This is a genomic window from Nocardioides sp. CPCC 206347 (assembly GCF_048654605.1).
GTDB lineage: Bacteria > Actinomycetota > Actinomycetes > Propionibacteriales > Nocardioidaceae > Nocardioides.
Map to the genome: position 1 here is coordinate 179,111 of NZ_JBMCYZ010000001.1, position 23,179 is coordinate 202,289.

The window sequence follows — 23,179 nt, forward strand, 5'->3', positions numbered from 1 at the left end:
CGTCCCCGCGCCGCAGCAAGGCACGACAGTCAGAGCGGCCGTTGCCAGCAGCTGGGCCGGGCGAGCGGCTGTGGGTGCTCGACGTCCCCTACGGGACGCAGGTCGACGGCGCCACCTGGCACCCGGCCGTCAAGACCCACCTGTACGTCGGGCGTTCCCTGCCCACGCATCTCGCGCCGTACTCCCCCGGTCCGTACACGCTCGGTCGGTTCATCGAGAACAACCTCAACCCCGACGACCCGACGCCCAGCCCCGAGGCGACCGACGAGCTCGAGCCCCGGCAGATCCAGTTCGAGGCAGCCGATGCGATCGCGGAGCGCGCCGCGGCGGGCGGGCGGCAGTTCCTGCTGGCTGACGAGCCCGGCGTGGGCAAGACGATCTCCGCGGTCCTCGGAGCGACGGCGGTGGGCGACCTCCGCGGTGCGCGGCGAGTGCTCGTGGTGGCCGACCGGCCGGCCGCGATCACGATCGGCCACTGGTGCCGCACGATCACGGCGCTGGGCCACGGCGGTCTCGAGTGGGTCGTGATCACGTGGGACCGGCTGGAGAAGGTCAAGGACCACACGTGGGACGTGATCATTGCCGACGAGGCCCACGCACTCCGCCGTACGACAACGAAGCGATGGAAGCACTGGGCGCGGATCTCGGGACATGGCAAGCCCCACGACAAGGCGCCGTTCGTCATCGCAACGACCGCGACGCCCGGACACACGCCGCTCGAGCTGCCGTACCTCGCACCGGCCTACGCGCAGGTTCTCGGCGAGCCGATGAAGGAGTGGACCTCGGCGACCCAGGCCGGGGCCGCGTTCGCCACGGCACTCGAGCGCCACGGCGTCGGGGTGGAACACGGACGCTACGGCGCCACCTGGACCACCGATCCGGCGCGGCGCGCTGCGGACCTCAAGCTCGTGCGCGGCTGGCTCGACGAGGAGCGGCCTCCGGCGATGCTGCACCGCGCCGCACCGTGGGGGCCGGTGCCGATCTCCGGCATGCCGGTGGCGCTCACGCCGGCGGAGCGGTCGACGTACGAAGCCGAATGGGGAGAGTTCTGTCGCGAGATGGAGATCGCCCGGCACGGCCGCAATGTCGCGAAGGGCCGGGCCGCACTCCTGCGCTTCCGGCAGAAGGCCGGGCTGATCCGGGTCGACTCGACGGTCGCCTGGATCGCCCAGCAGGTCGAGGCCGAGCGACAGGTGGCGTGCTCGGTCGAGTTCGTCACGACCGCTGCCGACCCGATCGCCGAGCGGCTGCGTGACTCCGGCATCGACGTCGCCACGATCTACGGGCGCGACCGGTTCGATCCCGAGGCCGAGCGGCTCCGGTTCCAGACCGGGCAGGCGAAGGTCTGCGTCTTCACCACCGTCGCCTCGATCAGCCTGCATGCCGGCGAGACCCTCGCCGACGGCCGCCAGGCCAGCACCGAGCCGCGGGTCGGCGTCTTCCACCAGGCCCGCTTCTCGGGCATCGCCGGGCGGCAGGTGACCGGCCGCACCCACCGCGACCACCAGGTCTCGCCGTGGCACATCGCGTACGCCGAAGGCACGGTCGAGGAGCAGGTCGGCAAGGTGATGGTCGAGCGCATCGCCGCCGCCTCCGACACGGTGGGAAGCGACACCACCGGTCTCGCCGACCTTGCCCAGCTCCTCGGAGCCGACTGGCTGCCGCCCACGACCTTGACCGAGGACGGCGCCTGATCGGGCAACACCGCCTGATCGGGCAACAACCGGCTCACCCGAGGACACGAGGGCGCGCCGAGCACTAGCGTGCCGTCATGGCGCAGGATCTGCCGATCTCCCCGTCCGACGACTCGCTCCCGTCCCCCAGCCGGAGCCGAGGATGCTGACCACGCTGAAGCGGCTCCTGTTCGGGACGCGCGTGACGCCGCCCGAGCCGACCGCCACCCACCGGCTCCATCCGGAGAACCGCGACTACAGGGTCGCCGTGCTCTGGACCCTCCTGCTCGGTGCCCTGCTCGCGCTCAACGAGATCAACGGACTGGCCCGCGGCTTCGTCGCCGGCGGCGAGGCCGCGATGGACTTCGGCGCGCTGTCGGGCCTCAGGTTCCCGAGCGTGCGGGACTTCTGGGCCCTGCCGATGGCCGCCGAGGACCTCAGCGCCTGGAACCGGCTGCTGCGGTTCTTCCTCGTGATCGACCTCGGGTTCATCGCGGTCTACACCCTGCTCCTGCGCAGGATCGTGCGCGCGAGCTTCGTGCCGGCGAAGTGGCACGGCTTCCTCGACGTCGTCGTCCTGTCGCTCTGCGCCCTCGACGTCCTCGAGAACGTCGTCATGTGGTTCGCCGGCAACCAGCGGGTCGACGCAGGCCCCGCCGGCGGCTACGACCAGCCGTTCCTCCTCGTGGCGCTCACGGCCCTCAAGTGGGCGACCGCCGCCGTCGTACTCGGGTCCTTCGTGCTCTCGCTGCTCGCCAAGGACCGGGGCGACGTCGTGAAGCCGTGGCGGAGCGCGCTCTGGGTGCAGCGGTACTCCCTGCTCGCCTTCCTCCCGGTCGCCGCCCTCGCCTGCCTCCCGGTTCCGAAGGTCGGGGACCAGGTGCCGGACATCGAACGACGCTGGCTGTACGGCGGCCACGAGGCCTGGCACCTCGTGTGGGCCGTGCTGGCGACCCTCGTGGTCGTTGCCCCCGCCATCTTCTTCCTCGGACGACTGCGTGCGGACTGTGCGTTCAAGCGGTTCCATGACCAGGCGAAGGACGGCCGCGGCTGGCCCTGGTACTACCCGAAGGGCGAACCGCGCGAGGCGCACCTGTGGCACTGGCTGATCGCACCGGCGATCGCTGCGGCCCTGTTCGGCCTCGCCGAGGTGCGCGACTGGCCGACCGACGGGAGGCGCCTCGCCGTCTTCTGCTTCATCACGGTGTCCGTGCCGATCGCCTCCTGCGCCATGCGGTGGCGCTTCCAGAAGCGGGCGAAGGAGGACGGGTACCCGGGCCCCGCCGCACGGCAGGAGACGGCCTCCACCCGACCCGCGCACGTCATGGCCGTCGGCGACGCGCTGGCCATCGCGGCGGTGGCCTCCCTCGGGCTCGGCATGATGCGCGCCTGGATCGGACTGCTCGGAGCCGGTCTCTCGACGAAGGACGTCGAGGTGCCCTGGCAGCTGTGGCTGGCGATCCCGCTCGCGATCGGAGCCGCCGTACTGCCGTGGTTCCTCGCCGGGCCGGTGCTCAAGCGCCTCGACATCCCCGACCCGCCGACCGGGCAGCCATCCCTGCTCGCGGTCTGGGCGACGCCGACCGCGCCGGTGTACGAGGACGCAGACACCGACGGGACCCGCGTCACCGGCGAGAACAGCCAGTGGATACGGGTCCTGCTCCTCGCCGGCTCCGGCGGTGCCTTCGGCTGGATGGCCTTCGACCCCATCGGCTGGGCCTCCCGGGTGGGAGTCGTCGCGTCCGTGACCCTTGCCCTCGGCGCGGCCATGATGCTGCTCGGGGTGGTCGTCGCCTACGCCCAGGAGAGCCGTCCGCCCGAGATCCTGCTGGTCGTCCCGCGGCCCTGGCTGACGGCCACGCCGATCGTCCCGTTCATCCTGATCGGCCTCGTCGGGACGGCCCAGATCGGCTCTCCGACCTTCGTGCACGGCATCGACCAGGACAAGGAGGAGTACCGGGCGGTGCCCACACGTCCGACACTGACCGAGGCCTTCGAGGACTGGGCCGACGGCCCGTCGCCCTGCGTCGCCCCCGACGCGATCACGGTGATGGTCGACGGCAAGGAGACACCGTTCGACGCCCGCCCGATGCTCATCCTGGCCGCCGAGGGCGGCGGCATCCGCGCGACGTACTGGACGGCGCAGGGGCTCGAGGAGGTCGCGGACGCCGGCGGATCCTGCGGCCAGAGGATGACGCTGTTCTCCACCGGCGCCAGTGGCGGTTCGCTCGGCCTCACGATCGGCCGGTACGACGACGAACCGCTGGCAGCGGTGGATGCCATCCGCGGCCCCGACTCGCTCGGCGCCGGGGCCGTGGCCCTCGTGACCGGTGACCTGCTGGCCTCGACGATCGGCGTCCGGGTCGGTGCGCCGCCGGCCGACACGGACCCGGACGGCACCGACCGCGCCGCCACGATGCAGGAGGTCTGGGTGGAGGCGTGGGACGAGGCGGACACCGGCGACGGTCCCGCGGACCACCGGTTCATCGAGGAGGACGACTCGGCCCTGGACTCGGTGACCGGTCACCTGGTGCTGACCTCGACCGACTCGTACGACGGCTGCCGGGCCCTGTGGAGCCAGATCGACCTGTCTCCCCCGGACATGAGCGCCGCACCGTCGATGACCGACACCAGCAACGCACCCGGTTGCGGCACCGGCGGAGCGGGGCCGAACAGCTACGACGTCCTCGGCTCCTTCGGGGCCACCGAGGCCACGGCCGACACCGAGGAGAACTGCGTCGGCAACATCAGCGCCCTGACGGCAGGACTGGTGTCCGGGCGCTTCCCGTACGTCACCCCCTCGGCCGTGGTCGGGCCCTGCGGCGAGCTGACCGAGACACCCCTGATCGACGGCGGGATCACCGACAACACCGGACTCGGCACGATCGTCGACCTGGCGTCGCAGTGGGGGCCGCTCGTGCGTGCCCACAACGACGAGGTGCTCGCCGCCGGCACGGGCGAGCTGATCCTGCCGATGGTCGTCTACCTGGACAACGGCCCGGCAACGAGCTTCGGGATCGACCAGCGCGGCGGATCCATCGCCGAGAGCCTGATCCCGCTGTGGGCCATCAGCGCCGCCGCCACCCGGCAGGCCCCGACGAGCGCACTGCTCCGGCAGGGCGCCGACGCCGCCGAGAGGTTCCTGTGCTCCGAGCCGAGCGTCGCCGCGCCGGACGCCGGGCCCACGGCGTGCCAGCAGCTGCTCCAGCAGCAGGTGTCGGAGCGGCAGGTCTTCGTGGTGCACCAGGCGACCCAGCCGACCCTGTCGGCCCCGCTGGGCTGGGTGCTCTCCGACGAGAGCGTCGACGACCTCGTGTCCGACATGGACGAAGCCCGGAGCACCGGCTGCCCGACCGTGTCGACCGTTTCGGCCGAACCGCCCGACCCCGTCTGCGTCGACGGCCACGGCACGCTGTCCGACCTCCGGGACCGACTGGCACCGCTCAGGGACGAGTAGGCAGTAAATCCTTGGCCCGGACCCTTTACGTGACGGGAGTCACAAGAGCAAGATCAGTGGGCCGCCACCAGCGGCGCTGTCCTCGACCGACCCAGACCCGGGTTTCTCTCAGGGGGGAATCATGACCACCAGCAGGTTCGCACGCAGGCCGATGCGCGCAGCCGCCGTCGTTGCCACCTTCGCGCTCTCCGCCGCCGCTCTGTCCGGCGTGGGCGCGTCCGGAACGACAGCCGCGGCGCCATCGAACGCGCCCACCGGCGCAAGCGCCTACGACGACGGCTACATCAACTACGTCGCGCCACAAGCCGAACGCTCGGTCGGGGACGACGCCAAGGTCGACAAGAAGACCGGCAAGATCACGCATCGGAAGCCCGATGCCCTCGCCCGCGCGTATGAGGTGGATGCCAAGCACGCCCGCGGCAACCCGGTCACCGCCCGTCAACTGGCCAAGCTGGAGGCCAAGGCGATCAAGACGGGCAAGAGCCCCAAGGCGATCAAGGGTGCCAAGAGCACCCAGACCGCGAAGCTGCTCACCCTCCTGGTCGACTTCAGCACCACCGCGAACGACGACTTCACCGGCTCGATGGTCCCGGAGACGGTCTTCGAGTCGCGCAACTGTGTGGCCGGCAACGTCCAGAACGGCCCGCTGCACAACAACATCCCGAATCCCGCGAACGCGTCGCACCCCGACAACAACTCCATGTGGGTGCCCGACTTCTCCCCCGAGCACTTCAACAAGATGCTCTACACCTCGACCGGCATCACCGACCGGGTCCGCACCGACCTCACCGGCCCCGACGGCCAGCCCGGCTTCGACATCTCCGGCTACACGATGAAGAACATGTACGAGGAGATGTCCAAGAACGCCTACACCGTCTCCGGCTCGGCGACGCCCTGGGTGAAGGTCCCGCACTCCGAAGGCTGGTACGGCGCGAGCCGCTGCTTCCTGGAGAACGGCGTCTGGACCGCTCCGGAACCCCAGAACATGAGCGGCCACCCGGACAACCCGGGCGGAGCAGGCACGCTGGCCAAGGACGCCGTCGACGCACTGGCCGCGGCCCAGCCCGACTTCCCGTGGGAGGACTACGACATCGAGGACCAGGGCGACGTCGACGGTGACGGCAACGTCCTCGAGCCCGACGGCGTGGTCGACCACCTCGTGCTCGTGCACGCCGGCGAGGACAAGTCCGGTGGCGGTGGCTCCCAGGGCGTCTACGCGATCTGGGCACACTCCTCGACGGTGCCCGGCGGCTACCCGGTGCCGGGCACCGACGTCGCCGTGGCGAACTACATCGTGCAGCCCGAGGACTCCGGTGTCGGTGTCTTCGCCCACGAGTACGGCCACGACCTCGGCCTGCCGGACCTCTACGACACCTCCGGCGCAGGCGAGTCCGACATCGACTTCTGGGACCTGATGAGCTCGGGTTCGCACTCGGGCCCGATCTTCCAGTCGCTGCCGACCCACATGGGCATCTGGGACAAGTGGGTGCTCGGCTGGGCCGACCCGCTCCAGCTCAACCCGGGTGACGCACCGCGTGACGTCATCGTCGGCCAGACGTCCCGCACGCCCAAGGGCACCAAGGACGGCGTCAAGGTGAACCTGCCGCCGAAGGTGATCACCCTGGCCACGCCGCACAGCGGCGCGAACATGTGGTACTCCGGCGCCGACCAGGACTGGGCCGACATCCGGCTGACCCGTGACATCGCCGTACCGAACAACGCCGACGCCCGGTTCAACGTGTGGAACAACTACGTCATCGAGGAGGACTGGGACTTCGGCTTCATCGAGGTCTCGACCGACGGTGGCACCACCTGGACCGAGCAGAAGGTCTACACCGGCAATGACGTCGAGGTGTCCACACCGGACGGCTACGCCGACCCCAACGGCCGGATGCACGACTTCGGGGACAAGAAGTACGGCCTCACCGGCGACAGCCACGGCTGGCGGCTCGACTACGTCAAGCTCGGCGCCTTCGCAGGGCAGAACGTCAAGCTGCGGTTGCGCGAAGCCACGGACGAGGCGTTCGTCGAGCGCGGCTGGTTCGCGGACGACTTCTCGGTGACCGCGGGCGGCGCCACCGTGTGGAGTGACGACGCCGAGACCGATGGCGACTGGGTGGCGACCGTGGACTCGTTCACGGACACGACTGGAGCCGGCTGGCACCGTGACACGGGTACGTCGACCCGGGCGCACTACTACCTGATCGAGTGGCGCAACTACGACGGCTTCGACAAGGGCCTCCAGTACGCCTACGACTCGTCGTACGCCCATGACGCGTGGAAGGTCGAGCGGATCAAGTACAACGCGCCGGGCATGCTGGTGTGGTACCGCGACACGACGTGGGGCAACGTCAACCACGTCACGTCCACGACCACAGCACTGCCCAGCGCCGGCTCCAAGGGCGGACTCCTGCTCGTCGACAGCCACTTCGACCCGTTCCGACGGACCGGGGTCGCCGCCGACAAGGACCCGAGCACGCTGAACAACATGCCCTCGCGTCCGCAGTCCTCGAACGCCGCGTTCGGCCTGGTTCCGACCAAGCCGTTCAACGAGTGCTTCGAACTGCTGCCGGCCGAGCCGTTCAGCGAGTACTGCACCTCCATCGGTGCCCAGGCACCGGTGAGCACGTTCACGGATGCCCAGGGCTGGTACGCGGGTATCGAGATCCGCGGCAGCAGCGTCTTCTTCCGTGACATCGACGCATCGACGGTGGTTCCGTCGAGGGGCAACGCGCCGTACTCGACGCGTGTCGTCGGCCAGGACGGGTCACCCCGCCCGGACCTGTACGGGATCGACCTGGGCATCAACAGCCTCCTCGGCACGGGCAACCCTGCCGACGCCGGCGTCGCGTGGAACACGAAGTTCCAGCTGCTGGAGGTGAAGAGCGGGAACACGGCGGCGAAGATCCACATCGTGCCGCCGACCCCCTAGTAGTCGCGAGGAAACCTCGCAGGCTGCCGACGCCAGGACTGTCCTGGCGTCGGCGGCGGCGTTCTGCGCCAGCCCCTCAGCGCCGCGAAACCCGGTCGAATCGGGGCAGGCAATGCGGCTAGCGTGCGTCGGACCATGACTTCCTCCCCATCTGGCTCACCATCGTTCGACATCCGCACCGAGCTCGCCGAAGACATCGACGAGATCGCTTCGGTCGTGGGGGCGGCGTTCTCGCTCGCCGAGCACTCCGCTCCCCCGACCCGGATCGGCGGACCGCCGGGCGAGGTAGACCTGCTGGCCTGGCTCCGCGACGACGTCGGCTGGTTGCCCGACCTCTCCCTGGTGGCGACCTCCGGGGGCCAGGTCGTCGGCCACGTCGTGGCCACCCGGGCGTACGTCGACGGCGAGCCCGCGCTCGGCCTCGGACCGCTGAGCGTCCGCCCCGACCACCAGCGCGAAGGAGTCGGCGGAGCGCTGGTCCGCGAGCTCCTGAGCCGGGCCGAGCAGCGAGGCGAGGCCCTCGTCGCCCTCCTCGGCGACCCGGCGTACTACGGGAGATTCGGCTTCGTGCCGGCGAGCGAGTGTGGGATCGCGTCACCGGACCCGGCCTGGGGCGACTACTTCCAGGCGCGGGCACTCGGCACGGGCACGCACCCCGTCGGCCGCTTCGTCTACGCCGAACCCTTCAGCCGCCTGTAGGCGCCCCGTCGGCCCGGATCAGCTGCCGCAGTTCGCACCAGCGATCGAGCGTCCGAGGACGATCTCGGTGCCGAGGACCGTGATGCGCAGCGCCGTCTGGGTGATGGTGTTGCCCACCCTCGTCTGCTCGTTGATCGAGACGCTCACCAGGCCGACGTCGACCTTCAGCGGGGCGCTGAGGCCGCCCGCGGGCACCACCTGGACCCCGTTGATGGTGAGGCCCGCGACCTTCGACGAACCGGCGGTCGCGGCTCCGCCCGTGCAGCTCGAGAGCTGCGAGGAGGCGGAGCTGGTGAGCGCGTTGATCTTGATCGTCGCGCCGATCAGGGAGATGGATGCCCCGCTGACCTCAGCGGACGCCTTGGACCCGCCTGTCGTCTTCTCGGTCACTCCCTGGATCACGTCGGCCTTGACCGTCTGTGCCGGCAGGAGCAGGACACTCGGCGTCACGGTGACGTTGGCCTTCAGGACCCGCTCGGTCGCCGCGACACACGGGGTCGTCGCCGGGTTGGCGTCGGCCAGCGTGATGCCGAGGACCGACACCGCAGTACCGCGGCAGGCGCCCACGACCGGGACCACCTGGTAGCTGGTGGACGCCGTGCCGGTGAGGCCGTTGTTGTCGGTGGCGATGACGGAGAACGTCTTCGTGCCCGTCGTTGCCGTGTTCACGTCAGCTCCGTTCGCGACCGTGCCCACACAGCTCGTCACCGTTCCGTCCGGGTCGGCACACGAGTAGTTCGCCTTCACCGTCTGGCCCTGGAAGTACACCGCGCCCGACGGCGGGGTGACGATCGTGGCCGTCGGCGGCTGTGACGTGACCGTCAGGGTGCCTGCCACGAAGGCGAACGTGTAGTTGGCTGCCGACAGGGTGCCGATCGCGGCGGTGATCGGGTAGGTGCCCGCCGGGCTCGTGGCCGTCGCCGACGTGCCGAGGGCCGGAGCGCCGCTGATGTCACCACTGTCGTCGCCGTTGACGTAGCCGGTGATGGTGGCGGTGAAGGTCGGCAGCGGGTTGCCCTGCACCTTCGTCTTGTCGTCCGCCGTCACCGTGAGCAGCGCCGGGGTCACCGTGAGCGTCCCCTGCTGGTACTCCACGGTGTAGTTGGGCCCGGCGTCGGCACCCGAGCAGGTGATGACGTAGCTGCCGACCGCGGTGTGCGGGTCGGCCGCCGTACACGTCGGTGCGGTGACGAGCTGGGCGTCACCGACCAGGCCGGAGACGCCGAACGTGAAGGCCGGGTCGTCGGCGCCGTACACCTTGGACCTGGCGTCGGCCGTGATGGTCACCGTGGCCCGGGTGACCTCCAGGGTGCCGTCGACGTAGGTGATGTCGTAGTTGTCCCCTGCGTCCGCACCCGAGCAGGTGATGTCGTACTCCCCTGCCGCGGTGTGCGGCCCGGCGACGTCACAGACCGGCGGAGTCACCAGGTCGTCGCCACCGAGCAGGCCGGTCACCTGGTAGGTGAACGCCGGGTCGGGTTCGCCGTGCACCCTGGACTTGTTGTCCGCGGTGATCGTCACCCCGGCCGGTACGACGACCAGTGAGCCGGCCTCGTACGACAGCGTGTAGTTGCCGCCTGCATCGCCACCAGAGCAGGTGATCGGGTAGGTGCCGACATTGCTGTGCGGACCACTGACCGAGCACGTCGCCGGCGTGAGGAGCTCATCGGAGCCGTTGAGGCCGGAGACCTGGTAGGTGAACTCCGGGTCGTCCTCACCGAAGGTGATCTGCTGGTCGTCGGCGACCACCACACCTGCCTTGGCCGTCACCGTGAGGGTGCTGGTGCCGTACTCGACGGTGTAGTTGTCGCCTGCGTCCGCACCGGTGCAGGTGATCGGGTAGCTGCCGACCGCGGAGTGCGCGTCGGTGGGGCCACACGTCGGGTCGGTGACCAGGTCGTCGTCGCCGACGAGGCCGTCGGTCGTCCAGGTGAAGTCGGGGTCGTCGTCCCCGAAGACGGTCACCTGGCTGTCCGGGACGACGGTGACGACCTTGCGCGCCACGGTCAGCGTGCCCGGCTGGTACGACACCGTGTAGTTCGGTCCGGCGCTCGCACCGGAGCACTCGATGTCGTAGGAACCGGCGTCGCTGTGGGCTCCTGCCACGGTGCAGGCCGGGTCGGTGACCAGGTCCTCCGCGTCGATCCCGGAAACCGACCAGGTGAAGGCCGGCTCGGCGTCGCCGTAGGTGATCGACTTGTTGTCGGCGGTCACCACCACTGCGGCGGGCACCACGTCCAGCTCCCCGGTGTAGTACTCGATCGTGTAGTTGTCGCCCGCGTCGGCGTCGCTGCAGAGGATCGGATAGCTTCCGACGTTCTCGTGCGCGACGCGGGGCTCGCAGAGCGGCGCATCGACGAGGGTGTCGGAGCCGACCAGGCCGTCGACCGAGTAGCCGAACACCGGATCGGGGTCACCGAAGGTCTTGATGGCGTCATCGGGAGTGATCGCCAGCGTCTTCGGTGTCACCTCGAGGGAGCCCGCGGCGTAGCTGACGACGTAGTTGGTGCCGGCATCCGCGCCCGAGCAGGTGATGGCGTACGTGCCCACGTCGTGGTGTGCCCCCGCCACGTCGCAGGTCGGCTGGTCGAGCAGCTGGTCGCCGCTCGCCAGGCCCGCCACCGTGTACGTGAAGGCCGGGTCGGCCGACCCGTACACCTTGCTGGCGTCGTCGGCCGTGACGACGACGGTCTTCGCGGTGACCGTCAGCTGGGCGTCGACGTACTCGATGTCGTAGTTGTTGCCGGCATCGGCCCCGGAGCACGTGATGTCGTAGGTGCCGGCATTCACGTGCGGTCCGGCGACGTCACAGGTCGGCTGGTCGACGAGCTGGTCGCCGCTGACCAGGCCCGAGACGGTGAACGTGAAGGCCGGGTCGGGCGCGCCATATGCCCTGGACTTCGGGTCGGCCGTGATGACGACCGTGGCCTTGGTGACCGTCAGCGTGCCGCCGACGTAGGCGATGTCGTAGTTGCCACCGGCGCTCGCGCCCGAGCAGGTGATCGGGTAGCTCCCGACATTCGCGTGCGCACCGGTGACCGAGCAGGATGCCGGGGTCGTCAGCGTGTCGCCGTTGACCAGGCCCTGCACGTCGTAGGTGTACGCCGGGTCGGCGGCGCCGTAGACCTTCGTCTTGTTGTCCGCGATCACCGTTGCGGTGGCCTTGGTGACCTGGAGGGTGCCGGTCTCGTAGCGAATCGTGTAGTTGGCACCGGCATCGGCGCCCGCGCAGGCGATGACGTAGCTGCCGACGTTCACGTGCGTACCCGTCACCGAGCACGTCGGGTCGGTCGTCAGCGCGTCACCACTCGCCAGACCGGCGACGGTGTACGTGAAGGCCGGGTCGGGCGTGCCGTAGGTCTTGCTCTGGGGCACCGCGGTGATGACGATCTCGGCCTTGGCCACCGTCAGCGTGCCGCCGACGTACGCGATGTCGTAGTTGCCGCCGGCGCTCGCGCCCGAGCAGGTGATGGGGTAGGTGCCGACGTTGGTGTGCGAGCCCGCGACGGTGCAGGTCGGTGCCGTCGTCAGGGAGTCCGAGCCGACGAGACCATTGGTGGTGAAGGTGAACGACGGATCGGCCTGGCCGTAGGTCTTGGCCTTGCTGGTGGCCGTGATCGTCACCAGTGCCTTGCCCACGGAGAGCGTGCCGGCCGTGTAGGCGATCGTGTAGTTGCTGCCGGCCGTGGCACCGGAGCAGGTGATCGGGTAGGAGCCGACGTTCGCGTGGGCTCCCGCAACGCCACAGGTGGGTGCCGTCGTCAGCGCATCCGAACCGACCAGGCCACTCGTGGTGTGGGTGAAGGCCGGGTCGGCGTCGCCGTACTGCTTGGCCTTGTTGTCGGCGCTGACCGTCACCGTCGCCGGAGTCACGCCGAGGTTGCCGTCGACGTAGGTGACGTTCGTGTCCGGGCCGGCGCTGCCGCCCGAGCAGGTGATCGCGTAGTTGCCGACGTTCGTGTGGGCACCCGCGACCGTGCAGGTGGCAGGGGTGGTGAGCGTGCCGCCCGAGACCGTGTAGGTCAACGGCGGATCCGCGGTCCCGAAGACCTTGGTCTTCGGCTCGGCCGTGACGACCACGGGCGGGTTCCAGACCTCGGTGGCTGATGCGGTGGCCAGGCAGGTGGTCACTGGCAGGTAGCAGGCGCTGATCTGGTCGGTGCCGGCGAAGCCGCCGGTGTAGGTGTACGTCGCGACGCCGGACGCGTTGGTGTTCACGACGGCGCTCGACGTGTTCGCGCCGGTCACGTTGAAGCTCACCGGGCCGCCGGAGATGGCGACGTTGTTCGAGTCCTTCAGGGTGGCCGTGACGGTGTGCTGCGTCCCGACCGGCGATGCGTCGGTCGACGGGGTCAGCGTCAGGGTGCTGCTGACCGGCTGGGCGCCGGACACGCAGTTGATCGAGGGGTTCGGGATGAAGCTCGTGCGCAGGTTGTTGACGAACACGGCCGAGTCGAGCTTGGCGTCGCCCTGGTCGAAGATCGACAGGTAGAGCGAGTGGGCGCCCGGCGAGACCGGGGTGTTCGCCCGCAGCAGCGTCGTCGCCCCGTCGTACACGGTGCCGGAGGCGTTGGCCTGGGTGAGTCCACCGATGCCAGTGCTGTTGATGCTGACGACGTTGCCCCCGGCGTCCTTCGCGAAGTTGAGTGGCGCCGTGATCGACGCGGAGTTGCCGGTCTGGTTGGCCGTCCAGGTGGTGCTGTCGAGCTCGGCGATGAAGCCGTCGTTGTACTGCTGGCCGACCCACTCGGGGAACTCTTCGGACAGGAACTTGAAGTTCAGGCTGAGGCAGTTGACGCCGGCAGGGGCGGTGAAGTCGATCTTCATCACCGTCACGTCGCGGGCCGAGTTGCCGCGCGAGGGTGCGTTGCTGATGGTGACATCGCTCTCGGTGGCCTGTGAGCTCAACACGTTGTTGACCGAGCCGGTCGTGAGGATGCCGAACGCACCCGAGGGTGACGGGAACCCGCCGATGGCCGTGTTGGACACCCCGTTGACCGTCGTCGACGACGGTACCGACGCGAAGCTGGCCCCGGTCGAGGTGAAGCCGGGCGCCGCCATGGCATTCCTGATCGTGGCTGCGCCCGCGGAGGTGTTGGGCGCGGCGGTGACCGCGGCCAGCGCGGGAGATGCGCCGGCGACCACGAGGCCGATGGCCGCCAGGACTCCGGCGAGCGCAATCGATGCGCCCTTCGAAGCCCTGTTCGCGCGCGTCACTCGTCGATGCGTTCCGGACATGCCACAACCCCCCACGTGGTTGGGAACAGGCCCGAGAACGACGAGGGAGACGTCGGCGCTGCGTGTGACTCGACATTGGCAGCAGCCGCCACAAGGCGTCTTCGAAATGAGGGTAAAGATTCGCGCGCGCGACGAATTTTGCCCACCGGTGGGTCAGCGCCGGCGGCACCGGCCCCGCACCCGCAGGACTAGGCGGGCGCTTCCAGTGCCTCTCGAACGGACCGCTCCGCAATCCGGCGCGGGCAGCCCTCACCGATGACGAAGTCGATCAGGAGCGGCGCCAGGATGCGGACGGGGCCCTTGTCCCGGGTGACGTATCCCGAGCCCTCGAGCATGGCGTAGCCGTGGACGAGGGTCCACCAGCGGAACGCCAGCGCGGAACCGCCGGCTTCGCGCAACCGGTTCTTCTCGACCGCTCGCTGGAGGGTCGCCCCCACGCGATCGAGGGTTCCGGCGCGCCCGATGGCCACTTGGTCAGGAGTGACGGCCTGGCGGGAGCCGACGCGGGCGACGCCGAACATCACGGCGTACAGCTCGGGGTTCTCGCGCGCATGGTCGACGTAGGCCGCCGTCTGCCGACCGAGATCGGCGATCGGGTCGTCCGTGGGCTCGACCGCGACGAACCGTCGCTCCAGGCGCTCGAAGCCCTCATTGACCACGGCGTCGACCAGCGCATCCATCGACCCGAACTGGCTGTAGACGGACATGGTCGAGGTCCCGGCCTCGCTGGCGACGCGGCGGACGCTCAGCGTTGCTGCGCCTCCCGCGGCGACGAGACGCGCGGCGGCCGCCGTGAGCCGCTGCCGCATGGGCTCGTCCGTGAGTGCACTCACATCGCTCGACATGTTCCCCAGTATCCATCACACTTGTAATAACAGTCGTTATAGCAAGGAGTTCCCGTGAGCACCACCGCCAGGAAGAGAGCCAGCCTGATCGGCTGGGGAGCCATCACGGCACTGGCGGTGCTCTACGGACCGATGGCCATCGAGTACATGTGGCGCTTCTTCAACCCCGACGCACCGGAGCTGTGGAACCACACCTTCGGCGCCGTCGTCGACCACGAGGAGGCCTACGGGCCGGGGTCGATCGAGGCGGAACAGGTCGTCCAGTACACCCAGAACCGCTACATCCTGCTCTTCCACACCACCGCCGGCGGAATCGCGATCGTGCTCTTCGCCGCGCAGTTCTCCGCACGCGTGCGCCGCAACCTCGCCCGCCACCGCCTCATCGGGCGGTTCGCCGCCTCCATCGCCCTGATCGGCATGGCCGGCGCCATGGCCTTCCTGCTCGCCGTCGGCCCCGAGGGCACCTTCGACGGCGCCGCGTTCTACCTCCAGCTCTGGGCTCTCGCCCTCGGCACCACGATCGGTGTGGGCCTCGGCCTCGCCGCAGCGGTCAAGCGACAGATCGCCATGCACCAGGCCCTGATGGCCTATGCCTTCGCGCTCCTGCTGACCGCGCCGCTGCTGCGCGTCTTCTACCTCTTCCTCGGCAACCTCTGGCCGGAGACGACCCAGCTCGAGACGAACCTCGCCGGTGCCGCCTTCCTCGCGACCTGGGCGCCCCTGGGCGCGTTCCTCGCCGCCCGCGCCCTGGACGTCCGGCAGCGGCGTACGACGGCGATCGGTCCGCTGCCCGGACGCGCCCTGGACCTCGGCGTCCTCGCCACGGCCGTCGTTGCGGCAGCGGCACTCGGATGGCGCTACTCAACGGCGTTCGACGGCCTCGACCGCGTCACGACGACCGGCCTCGTCGGCGTCGTCGCCGGTCTCTCGGTCGCCCTGACCAACCACCTTGCTGCCCGGCGCGCGGGCAACGACCTGGCCGCCGAGGAGTGGCGCGTCATCGGTCTCGCCCAGCTGGCCGGCGCACCCACGGGCGTCGTGCTGTGGGCGCTCTACGACCTGCCCTTCACGACGTACGACGCCTACCTCGGCATGCTGCTGACCGCGCCCGCCCTCGCCCTGAGCATTGGGTTCCTGGTGGTCGTCTGGCGTCGCCGCGTCGTACGACGGACGACCCGGTCGGGCGAGGCCGCACAGCTGGTCGACCACTGACCCGGCGAATCAGCAGGCGAATCAGCAGGCGAACTGGCGCCGGTACGCCTGAGGGCTGACCCCGCGCACCCTCACGAAGTGGTGGCGCAGGGTCGCCGCGTTGCCGAACCCGACCTCGCCCGCGATCCACTCCACCGGGTGGTCGGTGCGCTCGAGCAGCTCCTCGGCCGCCGACACCCGCTGCCGGGTGACCCAGTGGTGCGGCGTCGTACCGGTCTCGTCGCGGAAGCGGCGCGCGAAGGTGCGCGGCGACATCACGGCGCGCTTCGCGAGCGCCTCGACACCGTGGTCCTCCTCGAGGTTCTCCAGGATCCACGTCAACAGCGGCCGCAAGGTGTCGGCGTCGCAGTCGGGGACGGCGCGCGCGATGAACTGCGCCTGTCCCCCGTCCCGGTACGGCGGTACGACGGCCCGTCGGGCCACGACATTGGCGACCGCGGCGCCGTACTCCTGGCGCCAGATGTGCAGCGCAGCGTCGAGGCCGGCGGCACTCCCGGCGCTGGTGACGATCTGGCCGGTGTCGACGTAGAGGACCTCGGGCACGACGATCGCTTCGGGGAACCGTCGCTGCAGCTCGTCGGTGTACATCCAGTGGGTCGTGCACTCGCGCCCGTCCAGCAGGCCGGCCGCTCCGACCGCGAAGGCACCGCTGCAGGCGGACATGATCCGCGCCCCGCGGTCGTAGGCCGCGCGGATCGCCTCGATGACCGCGTCGGACGGCACGCCACCACGCGGGATGGCCGGGATGCCGACCAGGTCGGCCTCCGCGACGCGGTCCAGTCCGAAGTCGGTCTGCAGGTTGAACCCCATCGAGGTCCGCATCGGGAGGTTGTTCTCGGCGCAGACGGCGAAGTCGAGGGCGGGGACCCCGTCGGCCGTCCGGTCGATCCCAAACGCCTCGCAGAGGATGCCGAGCTCGAACGGAGCGACCCCGTCGAAGGCCAGGACGGCAACGTTCGTCAGCATTCCGCCACCTTGTCACGGACATGGCAGTAAATCAACGCAAAGCGGCTTTTCTGCCACTGGTGGCAGGAATCTGCCAAGAGCATGATTACTGCCATGAACCTCTTCCTGATCCTCTTCCTGGCCCTGCTCCTGCGGTCCCTGATCTCCTGGGTCCGCCACGACGACTTCTCCACCCGTCGCCCGACTCCCTGGTTCGCGTGACCAGCACGCACCACTCCCCCTGAAAAGCCCGAAGGCCCCCGACCGTGAGGTCGAGGGCCTTCGTTGCTTGTGCGTCTACGCGCGATCCTGACGGATCAGGCCTGGCCGCCGGTCAGCTTCTCGCGAAGCGCCTGCAGCGCCTCGTCGGAGGCCAGCGAGCCGCCAGTCTCCTCGGCCTGCTCGTCGTCCGAACCACCGGAGGAGTACGACGTCGCCTCGCCAGCCTCGGCCTCGGCAACCTTCGCCTCGGCCTGCTGCTTGACGTGCGCCTCCCAGCGGGCGTGCGCCTTGGCGTACTGCTCTTCCCAGACGGCGCGCTGATCGTCGAAGCCCTCGAGCCATTCGCCCGTCTCGGGGTCGAAGCCCTCCGGGTAGATGTAGTTGCCGGCCTCGTCGTACGTGGCGGGCATGCCGTAGAGCGTCGGGTCGAACTCTTCGACGTCGACCGCGGCGGTGGTCTCGTTCGCCTGCTTCAGCGAGAGCGAGATCCGGCGACGCTCGAGGTCGATGTCGATGATCTTGACCATGACGTCGTCGTTGACCTGGACGACCTGCTCGGGGATCTCCACGTGGCGCTCGGCCAGCTCGGAGATGTGCACGAGGCCCTCGATGCCCTCTTCGACGCGGACGAACGAACCGAAGGGCACCAGCTTGGTGACCTTGCCGGGCACGATCTGGCCGATCTGGTGGGTCCGGGCGAAGTGCTGCCACGGGTCTTCCTGCGTCGCCTTGAGCGACAGCGACACGCGCTCGCGCTCCATGTCGACGTCGAGCACCTCGACGGTGACCTCGTCGCCGACCGTGACGACCTCGGACGGGTGGTCGATGTGCTTCCAGGACAGCTCCGAGACGTGGACGAGACCGTCGACGCCGCCGAGGTCCACGAACGCACCGAAGTTGACGATCGAGGACACGACACCCTTGCGGATCTGGCCCTTCTGGAGCTGGGTGAGGAAGCCGTGGCGAACCTCGGACTGGGTCTGCTCGAGCCAGGCACGGCGCGACAGGACCACGTTGTTGCGGTTCTTGTCGAGCTCGATGATCTTGGCCTCGAGGGTCTGACCCACGTAGGGCTGCAGGTCGCGGACGCGACGCATCTCCACCAGCGAGGCGGGCAGGAAGCCGCGCAGGCCGATGTCGATGATGAGGCCGCCCTTGACGACCTCGATGACGGTGCCTTCGACGACGCCGTCGGCTTCCTTGATCTCCTCGATCGTGCCCCAGGCGCGCTCGTACTGGGCGCGCTTCTTGGACAGGATCAGGCGACCCTCCTTGTCCTCCTTCTGGAGAACGAGAGCCTCGACCTTGTCACCCACCTTGACGACCTCGGAGGGGTCAACGTCGTGCTTGATCGACAGCTCGCGCGAGGGGATGACGCCCTCGGTCTTGTAGCCGATGTCGAGGAGGACCTCGTCGCGGTCGACCTTGACGATGGTGCCGTCGACGATGTCGCCGTCGTTGAAGTACTTGATCGTCAGATCGATGGCGGCCAGGAAGTCCGCCTCGGAGCCAATGTCGTTGATCGCGACCTGGGGCGCGTTGTCGTCGTAGTGGCTCGAGATCGGAGTCGAGAGGGTGCTCGTCATAAGTAGGGACAGTCCTTGGGTGGGCAGATGTAGTTGGGCCATGACCGCCGTCTGGGCGGCACGGGACCACCTCCCGACGGGAGGCGGACATTCAAGGGTACGCGCCGCGTTGCACGCACGTCCAACCGGCGGCACTATCCTCGGTCCGTGCAACAGGAGTGGCTCCACCCGCCGGTCACGGCGCACCGTCGTCCCGCCGATGAACAGGAGTCCCGCAGCGCCAATGGCGCCGACTGGGATCGCTACGCCGACGAGTACCAGGCCACCCACGGGGAGTTCCTCGGCGACGCCGGTTTCGTGTGGGGACCCGAGGGCCTGACCGAGGCCGACGCCCGGATCCTGGGCGACGTGAAGGGCCGCGACGTCCTCGAGGTCGGCTCCGGCGCCGGGCAGTGCGCGCGCTGGATCCGCAGCCAGGGCGGACGCGCGTTCGGGCTCGACCTGTCCCACCGCCAGCTCCAGCACTCACGACGCGTCGACGAGATCACCGGAGTCGTCGTGCCGAGCGTCCGGGGTACGGCGACCGACCTCCCCTTCGCCGACAACACCTTCGACGTCGTGTTCTCGTCCTTCGGTGCCCTGCAGTTCGTCGCCGACATCGACACCGCGGTGGCCGAGACGGCCCGGGTCCTGCGGCCCGGCGGCCGGTTCGCGTTCTCGATCACCCACCCGACCCGGTGGATGTTCCCCGATGACCCCACCGAGGAAGGGCTCACCGCGACCCAGTCCTACTGGGACCGCACGCCCTACGTCGAGGTCGACGACGAGACCGGCCGGACGTCGTACGTCGAACACCACCGGACGCTCGGTGACTGGGTGCAGCTGCTGGCCGCCAAGGGGTTCCGGCTCACCACCTTGCTGGAACCGGAATGGCCCGCGGACCACGACCGGCTCTGGGGTGGCTGGTCCCGGGTTCGCGGCTCCGTGACACCGGGAACGGCCCTCTTCGGCGCCGACCTTGGTCATTCGTGAGGGTGCCGTCCGGGACTTGGTCCTGATTTCGGGTTGACGTGCCTCCCGCGCGTGATCGCGGAGCAATAGTGGCCGGGTCCGCTCATGTTCCAGCGCCTGTCAGGAGCCCATCGTGGCCTCGTCCTCTGTTCCCGGGCGGCTTCGCGCTGCCCTCTTGATCGGCACGTCACTTGCCACGGCAGCTGTCTTCACCGTGGCGCTCCCCCCGGGCACGGCGCACGCGGACCCGCTGCCGGCGACCTACTCGGGTTCCGGACAGGCCGACATCGTCTCGGTGACCACGGGCGTGATCGGCACGCCGCTGGCTGACCTGCGGGTGGGCCACTCGGCCTCGACGGCCGACAGCGCCGCCGTCGGCGACAACGCGACCGCGACGTCGACCAACATCGGGGTCGCACTGCCCGGCCTGAGCCTGCCGGTCGCAGGTTCCACCGCGACGTCTCCGCCGGCCGCGGTCGACGACGACGGCCCCCTGCCGCCGGTCGCCCTCCCCCCGGTCCTCAACCTGGGGCTGCTCGACACCTACGCCGAAGCCGGATTCGTCTCCACCACGCAGTGCCCCACGGCCGTCGGCGGCGCCCGGGTCCTGTCGAAGGCCGACACCAGCCTGGCCAGCCTCAGCCTGCTGTCGGTGGGTGCGCTCGGCCTCGATGTCGCCACCCTCGACGCGAGCCAGTCGACCTCGACGACCCAGCTGGTCGATCCCGAGAGCGACGGCACCTCGGCCGTCCAGACCATCACCGAGACCACCGTCGGCGACATCGGCCTGCTCGGCAACCTGGTCCAGATCCACCTCGCCGACCCCATCGTGATGACGTCGACCTCCGACGGCACCACCGGAACCACGACCTTCGTCCCGCCGGCCGTCAACGTGACGATCGGCGGCAACGTGATCACCCTCAACGACGAGCCGAACCAGACGATCGACCGGACCCTCAACGTCCTGGGCCTGGCTTCGGCAGGGATCCACATCGAGCTCCTCAGTACCTTCGACCAGGACTCGGGCGCGACCGCCCACGGGAGCCTGGCCGCGGTCCTGCGGATCACGGTCGACCTGGACCTGCTGCTCGGCGCGGTCCCGCTGGCCGATCTCGACCTCGGCGTCGCACCGATGGAGTCGCAGGCCCTCGCGCCCGCAGGCGGTGTCGAGTGCGACGCGCTCGACGACACCGACGGCGACGGCCTGACCGACACCGAGGAAGACGCACTGGGCACCGACCCCGCGGACGCGGACAGCGACGACGACGGACTCGGGGACGGCGCCGAGGTCAACACGCACAACACCGACCCACTGGACGCCGACTCCGACAACGACGGCCTCACCGACGGCGCCGAGATCGACACCGACGCAGGTGGCCCCGACACCGGGACCGGCACCGACCCCAACGACGCCGACACCGACGACGGCGGGGCGAGCGACGGCGCCGAGGTGAACACCGACCTCACCGACCCGCTCAACCCGGCGGACGACGTACAGACCGACAGCGACGGTGACGGCCTCACCGACTCGGAGGAAGCCGTCCTGGGCACCGACCCGGACGACACCGACTCCGACGACGACGGCATCGAGGACGGTGCCGAGGTCGACACCGACGGCGCAGGCCCGGACACCGGGACCGGCACCGACCCGACCGACGCGGACAGTGACGACGACGGCCTGACCGACGGCGAGGAGCTCGACACCGACGCCGGCGGACCCGACACCGGGACCGGCACCGACCCCAACGACGCCGACACCGACGACGGTGGCGTCAACGACGGCACCGAGGTGGCCAACGGCACCAACCCCGTCGACAACCCCGCAGACGACGATGACCGCGACCTCGACGGCCTCACCGATGCCGAGGAGGACGCCCTGGGCACCGACCCCGCGGACGCGGACAGCGACGACGACGGCCTCGAGGACGGCGTCGAGGTCGACACCGACGACGGCGGACCCGACACCGGAACGGGCACCGACCCGCTGGTCGCCGACACGGACCACGACGGATTGAGCGACGGCGCCGAGGTCAACACCCACGACACCGACCCGCTCGACCCCGACACCGACGACGGCGGCGTGACCGACGGAGCCGAGATCGACAACGGCACCAACCCCGTCGACAACCCCGGTGACGACCTGCCGTCCACCGACGCGGATGGTGACGGCCTCACCGACGTCGAGGAAGACACCCTGGGCACCGACCCGGCCGATGCCGACAGCGACGACGACGGCCTCAGCGACGGCGCCGAGGTCAACACCCACCACACCGACCCGCTCGACCCCGACACCGACGACGGCGGCGTCAACGACGGCGCCGAGGTCGACAACGGCACCAACCCGGTCGCCACTCCGGGCGACGACCTCGCCGCGACGGGAGACGCCGACGGTGACGGCCTCACCGATGTCGAGGAGGACGCCGCAGGCAGCGACCCGGCCGACGCCGACGCCGACAACGACGGCCTCAGCGACGGCGCCGAGGTCAACACCCACCACACCGACCCGCTCGACCCCGACACCGACGACGGCGGCGTGACCGACGGGGCCGAGGTCGCCAACGGCACGAACCCGGTGGACGCCCCCGCCGACGACGTACCGAGCAACGACCGCGACGGCGACGGCCTGACCAACGACGAGGAAGCCACCCTCGGCACCGACCCTGACGACTCCGACACCGACAACGACGGACTGACGGACGGGGCCGAGGTCAACACCCACAACACCGACCCGAAGGACGCCGACACGGACGACGACGGCGTCCAGGACGGCCAGGAGATCACGGACGGCACGGTGCCGACGGACAGCGACTCGGACAACGACGGCCTGAACGACGGCGCCGAGAAGTCCGCAGGCACCAACCCGCTGCGCGCCGACACCGACCGCGACGGCCTCAGCGACCAGCGCGAGCTCGCCGGTCCGACCGGCTGCACGACCGGGCACACCAACCCGCTGCGTGCCGACACCGACGGCGACACCCTGTCCGACGGCAAGGAGGTCCTCGGGATCGCGATCCGTCAGACCTACTTCACGAACGGCGGACGACCCCGCGACGGCAAGAATATCGGCATCGTGCGCACCAACCCGTGCGTGAGGGACACCGACCGGGACGGGCTGACCGACGGCGCCGAGGTCAAGGGCATCGCGATCAACCAGGTGGTCGTGCGCTCCCGGGCCAACGGCGGCAAGTACAAGATCACCATCCGCAAGACGAACCCGACGCGGAAGGACACCGACGGCGACGGCCTGACTGACAAGCAGGAGGTCACCGGAAGTGCGAACTGGCGGTTCAAGAAGCGCAAGACGGACCCCACCGTCGCCGACACCGACTGGGGTGGCGGCCGGGACGGCGCCGAGGTGAAGAAGCGCTCCGATCCCTCCCGGCACGGGTGAGCCGCCCGTCCCGAACGAGCCACTAGGC

General features: G+C 69.8%; 11 protein-coding genes. 7 read left to right on the forward strand and 4 right to left on the reverse strand.

The genetic code is table 11. The features are described 5' to 3' along the window. Nucleotides 1-74: 74 nt before the first annotated feature. The 4 genes from ACOACQ_RS00860 to ACOACQ_RS00875 all read left to right on the forward strand — a co-directional run bounded on the left by ACOACQ_RS00860 (nucleotide 75) and on the right by ACOACQ_RS00875 (nucleotide 8,761). The gene (locus ACOACQ_RS00860) at nucleotides 75-1,694 is read left to right on the forward strand and encodes a helicase (RefSeq protein ID WP_378599782.1); all 1,620 of its coding nucleotides are present in this window, start codon (nucleotides 75-77) and stop codon (nucleotides 1,692-1,694) included. Between the two features lie 142 nt (nucleotides 1,695-1,836). After that, nucleotides 1,837-5,130: a hypothetical protein gene (locus ACOACQ_RS00865; RefSeq protein ID WP_378599785.1), complete on the forward strand. Its 3,294-nt coding sequence runs from the start codon at nucleotides 1,837-1,839 to the stop codon at nucleotides 5,128-5,130. 121 nt (nucleotides 5,131-5,251) lie between these two features. Next, nucleotides 5,252-8,062: an immune inhibitor A domain-containing protein gene (locus ACOACQ_RS00870; protein ID WP_420287415.1), complete on the forward strand. Its 2,811-nt coding sequence runs from the start codon at nucleotides 5,252-5,254 to the stop codon at nucleotides 8,060-8,062. A 135-nt stretch (nucleotides 8,063-8,197) separates the two neighbouring features. Then, a complete protein-coding gene (locus tag ACOACQ_RS00875) occupies nucleotides 8,198-8,761 on the forward strand; it encodes a GNAT family N-acetyltransferase (RefSeq protein ID WP_420287416.1) in 564 nt (187 codons plus the stop codon). A gap of 18 nt (nucleotides 8,762-8,779) precedes the next feature. On the opposite strand, the gene ACOACQ_RS00880 is transcribed toward ACOACQ_RS00875, so the two are convergent. Next, the gene (locus ACOACQ_RS00880; RefSeq protein ID WP_420287417.1) at nucleotides 8,780-13,999 is read right to left on the reverse strand and encodes an MBG domain-containing protein; all 5,220 of its coding nucleotides are present in this window, start codon (nucleotides 13,997-13,999) and stop codon (nucleotides 8,780-8,782) included. A 188-nt stretch (nucleotides 14,000-14,187) separates the two neighbouring features. Next, nucleotides 14,188-14,844 carry a TetR/AcrR family transcriptional regulator gene (locus tag ACOACQ_RS00885; RefSeq protein ID WP_378599807.1) on the reverse strand — a complete coding sequence of 219 codons (657 nt, stop codon included), beginning with the start codon at nucleotides 14,842-14,844 and terminating at the stop codon, nucleotides 14,188-14,190. A 54-nt stretch (nucleotides 14,845-14,898) separates the two neighbouring features. On the opposite strand from ACOACQ_RS00885, the gene ACOACQ_RS00890 reads away from it, so the two are divergent. After that, nucleotides 14,899-16,056: a DUF2306 domain-containing protein gene (locus ACOACQ_RS00890; protein ID WP_420287418.1), complete on the forward strand. Its 1,158-nt coding sequence runs from the start codon at nucleotides 14,899-14,901 to the stop codon at nucleotides 16,054-16,056. A 21-nt stretch (nucleotides 16,057-16,077) separates the two neighbouring features. Here ACOACQ_RS00890 and ACOACQ_RS00895 read toward each other — a convergent pair whose 3' ends face one another. Together ACOACQ_RS00895 and rpsA are read right to left on the reverse strand one after the other, a co-directional pair. Beyond that, nucleotides 16,078-17,022, reverse strand: a complete 945-nt coding sequence (locus ACOACQ_RS00895) for a GlxA family transcriptional regulator (protein ID WP_420287419.1) — start codon at nucleotides 17,020-17,022, stop codon at nucleotides 16,078-16,080. A 296-nt stretch (nucleotides 17,023-17,318) separates the two neighbouring features. Beyond that, a complete protein-coding gene (gene rpsA, locus ACOACQ_RS00900) occupies nucleotides 17,319-18,809 on the reverse strand; it encodes a 30S ribosomal protein S1 (RefSeq protein ID WP_378599819.1) in 1,491 nt (496 codons plus the stop codon). Between the two features lie 147 nt (nucleotides 18,810-18,956). Here rpsA and ACOACQ_RS00905 point away from each other — a divergent pair, with 147 nt between their 5' ends. Both ACOACQ_RS00905 and ACOACQ_RS00910 read left to right on the forward strand, forming a co-directional pair. Beyond that, nucleotides 18,957-19,781 (forward strand): class I SAM-dependent methyltransferase, encoded by an 825-nt coding sequence (locus ACOACQ_RS00905; RefSeq protein ID WP_420287420.1) that lies wholly within the window; start codon nucleotides 18,957-18,959, stop codon nucleotides 19,779-19,781. A 112-nt stretch (nucleotides 19,782-19,893) separates the two neighbouring features. Further along, the gene (locus ACOACQ_RS00910) at nucleotides 19,894-23,151 is read left to right on the forward strand and encodes a binary toxin-like calcium binding domain-containing protein (RefSeq protein ID WP_420287421.1); all 3,258 of its coding nucleotides are present in this window, start codon (nucleotides 19,894-19,896) and stop codon (nucleotides 23,149-23,151) included. Nucleotides 23,152-23,179 lie beyond the last annotated feature (28 nt).

Bases quoted from the DNA above. Each gene is read 5' to 3' on its own strand.
- ACOACQ_RS00865 (WP_378599785.1), top strand. From the start codon at position 1,837: ATGCTGACCACGCTGAAGCGGCTCCTGTTCGGGACGCGCGTGACGCCG.
- ACOACQ_RS00870 (WP_420287415.1), top strand. From the start codon at position 5,252: ATGACCACCAGCAGGTTCGCACGCAGGCCGATGCGCGCAGCCGCCGTC.
- ACOACQ_RS00875 (WP_420287416.1), top strand. From the start codon at position 8,198: ATGACTTCCTCCCCATCTGGCTCACCATCGTTCGACATCCGCACCGAG.
- ACOACQ_RS00880 (WP_420287417.1), bottom strand. From the start codon at position 13,999: ATGTCCGGAACGCATCGACGAGTGACGCGCGCGAACAGGGCTTCGAAG.
- ACOACQ_RS00885 (WP_378599807.1), bottom strand. From the start codon at position 14,844: ATGTCGAGCGATGTGAGTGCACTCACGGACGAGCCCATGCGGCAGCGG.
- ACOACQ_RS00895 (WP_420287419.1), bottom strand. From the start codon at position 17,022: ATGCTGACGAACGTTGCCGTCCTGGCCTTCGACGGGGTCGCTCCGTTC.
- rpsA (WP_378599819.1), bottom strand. From the start codon at position 18,809: ATGACGAGCACCCTCTCGACTCCGATCTCGAGCCACTACGACGACAAC.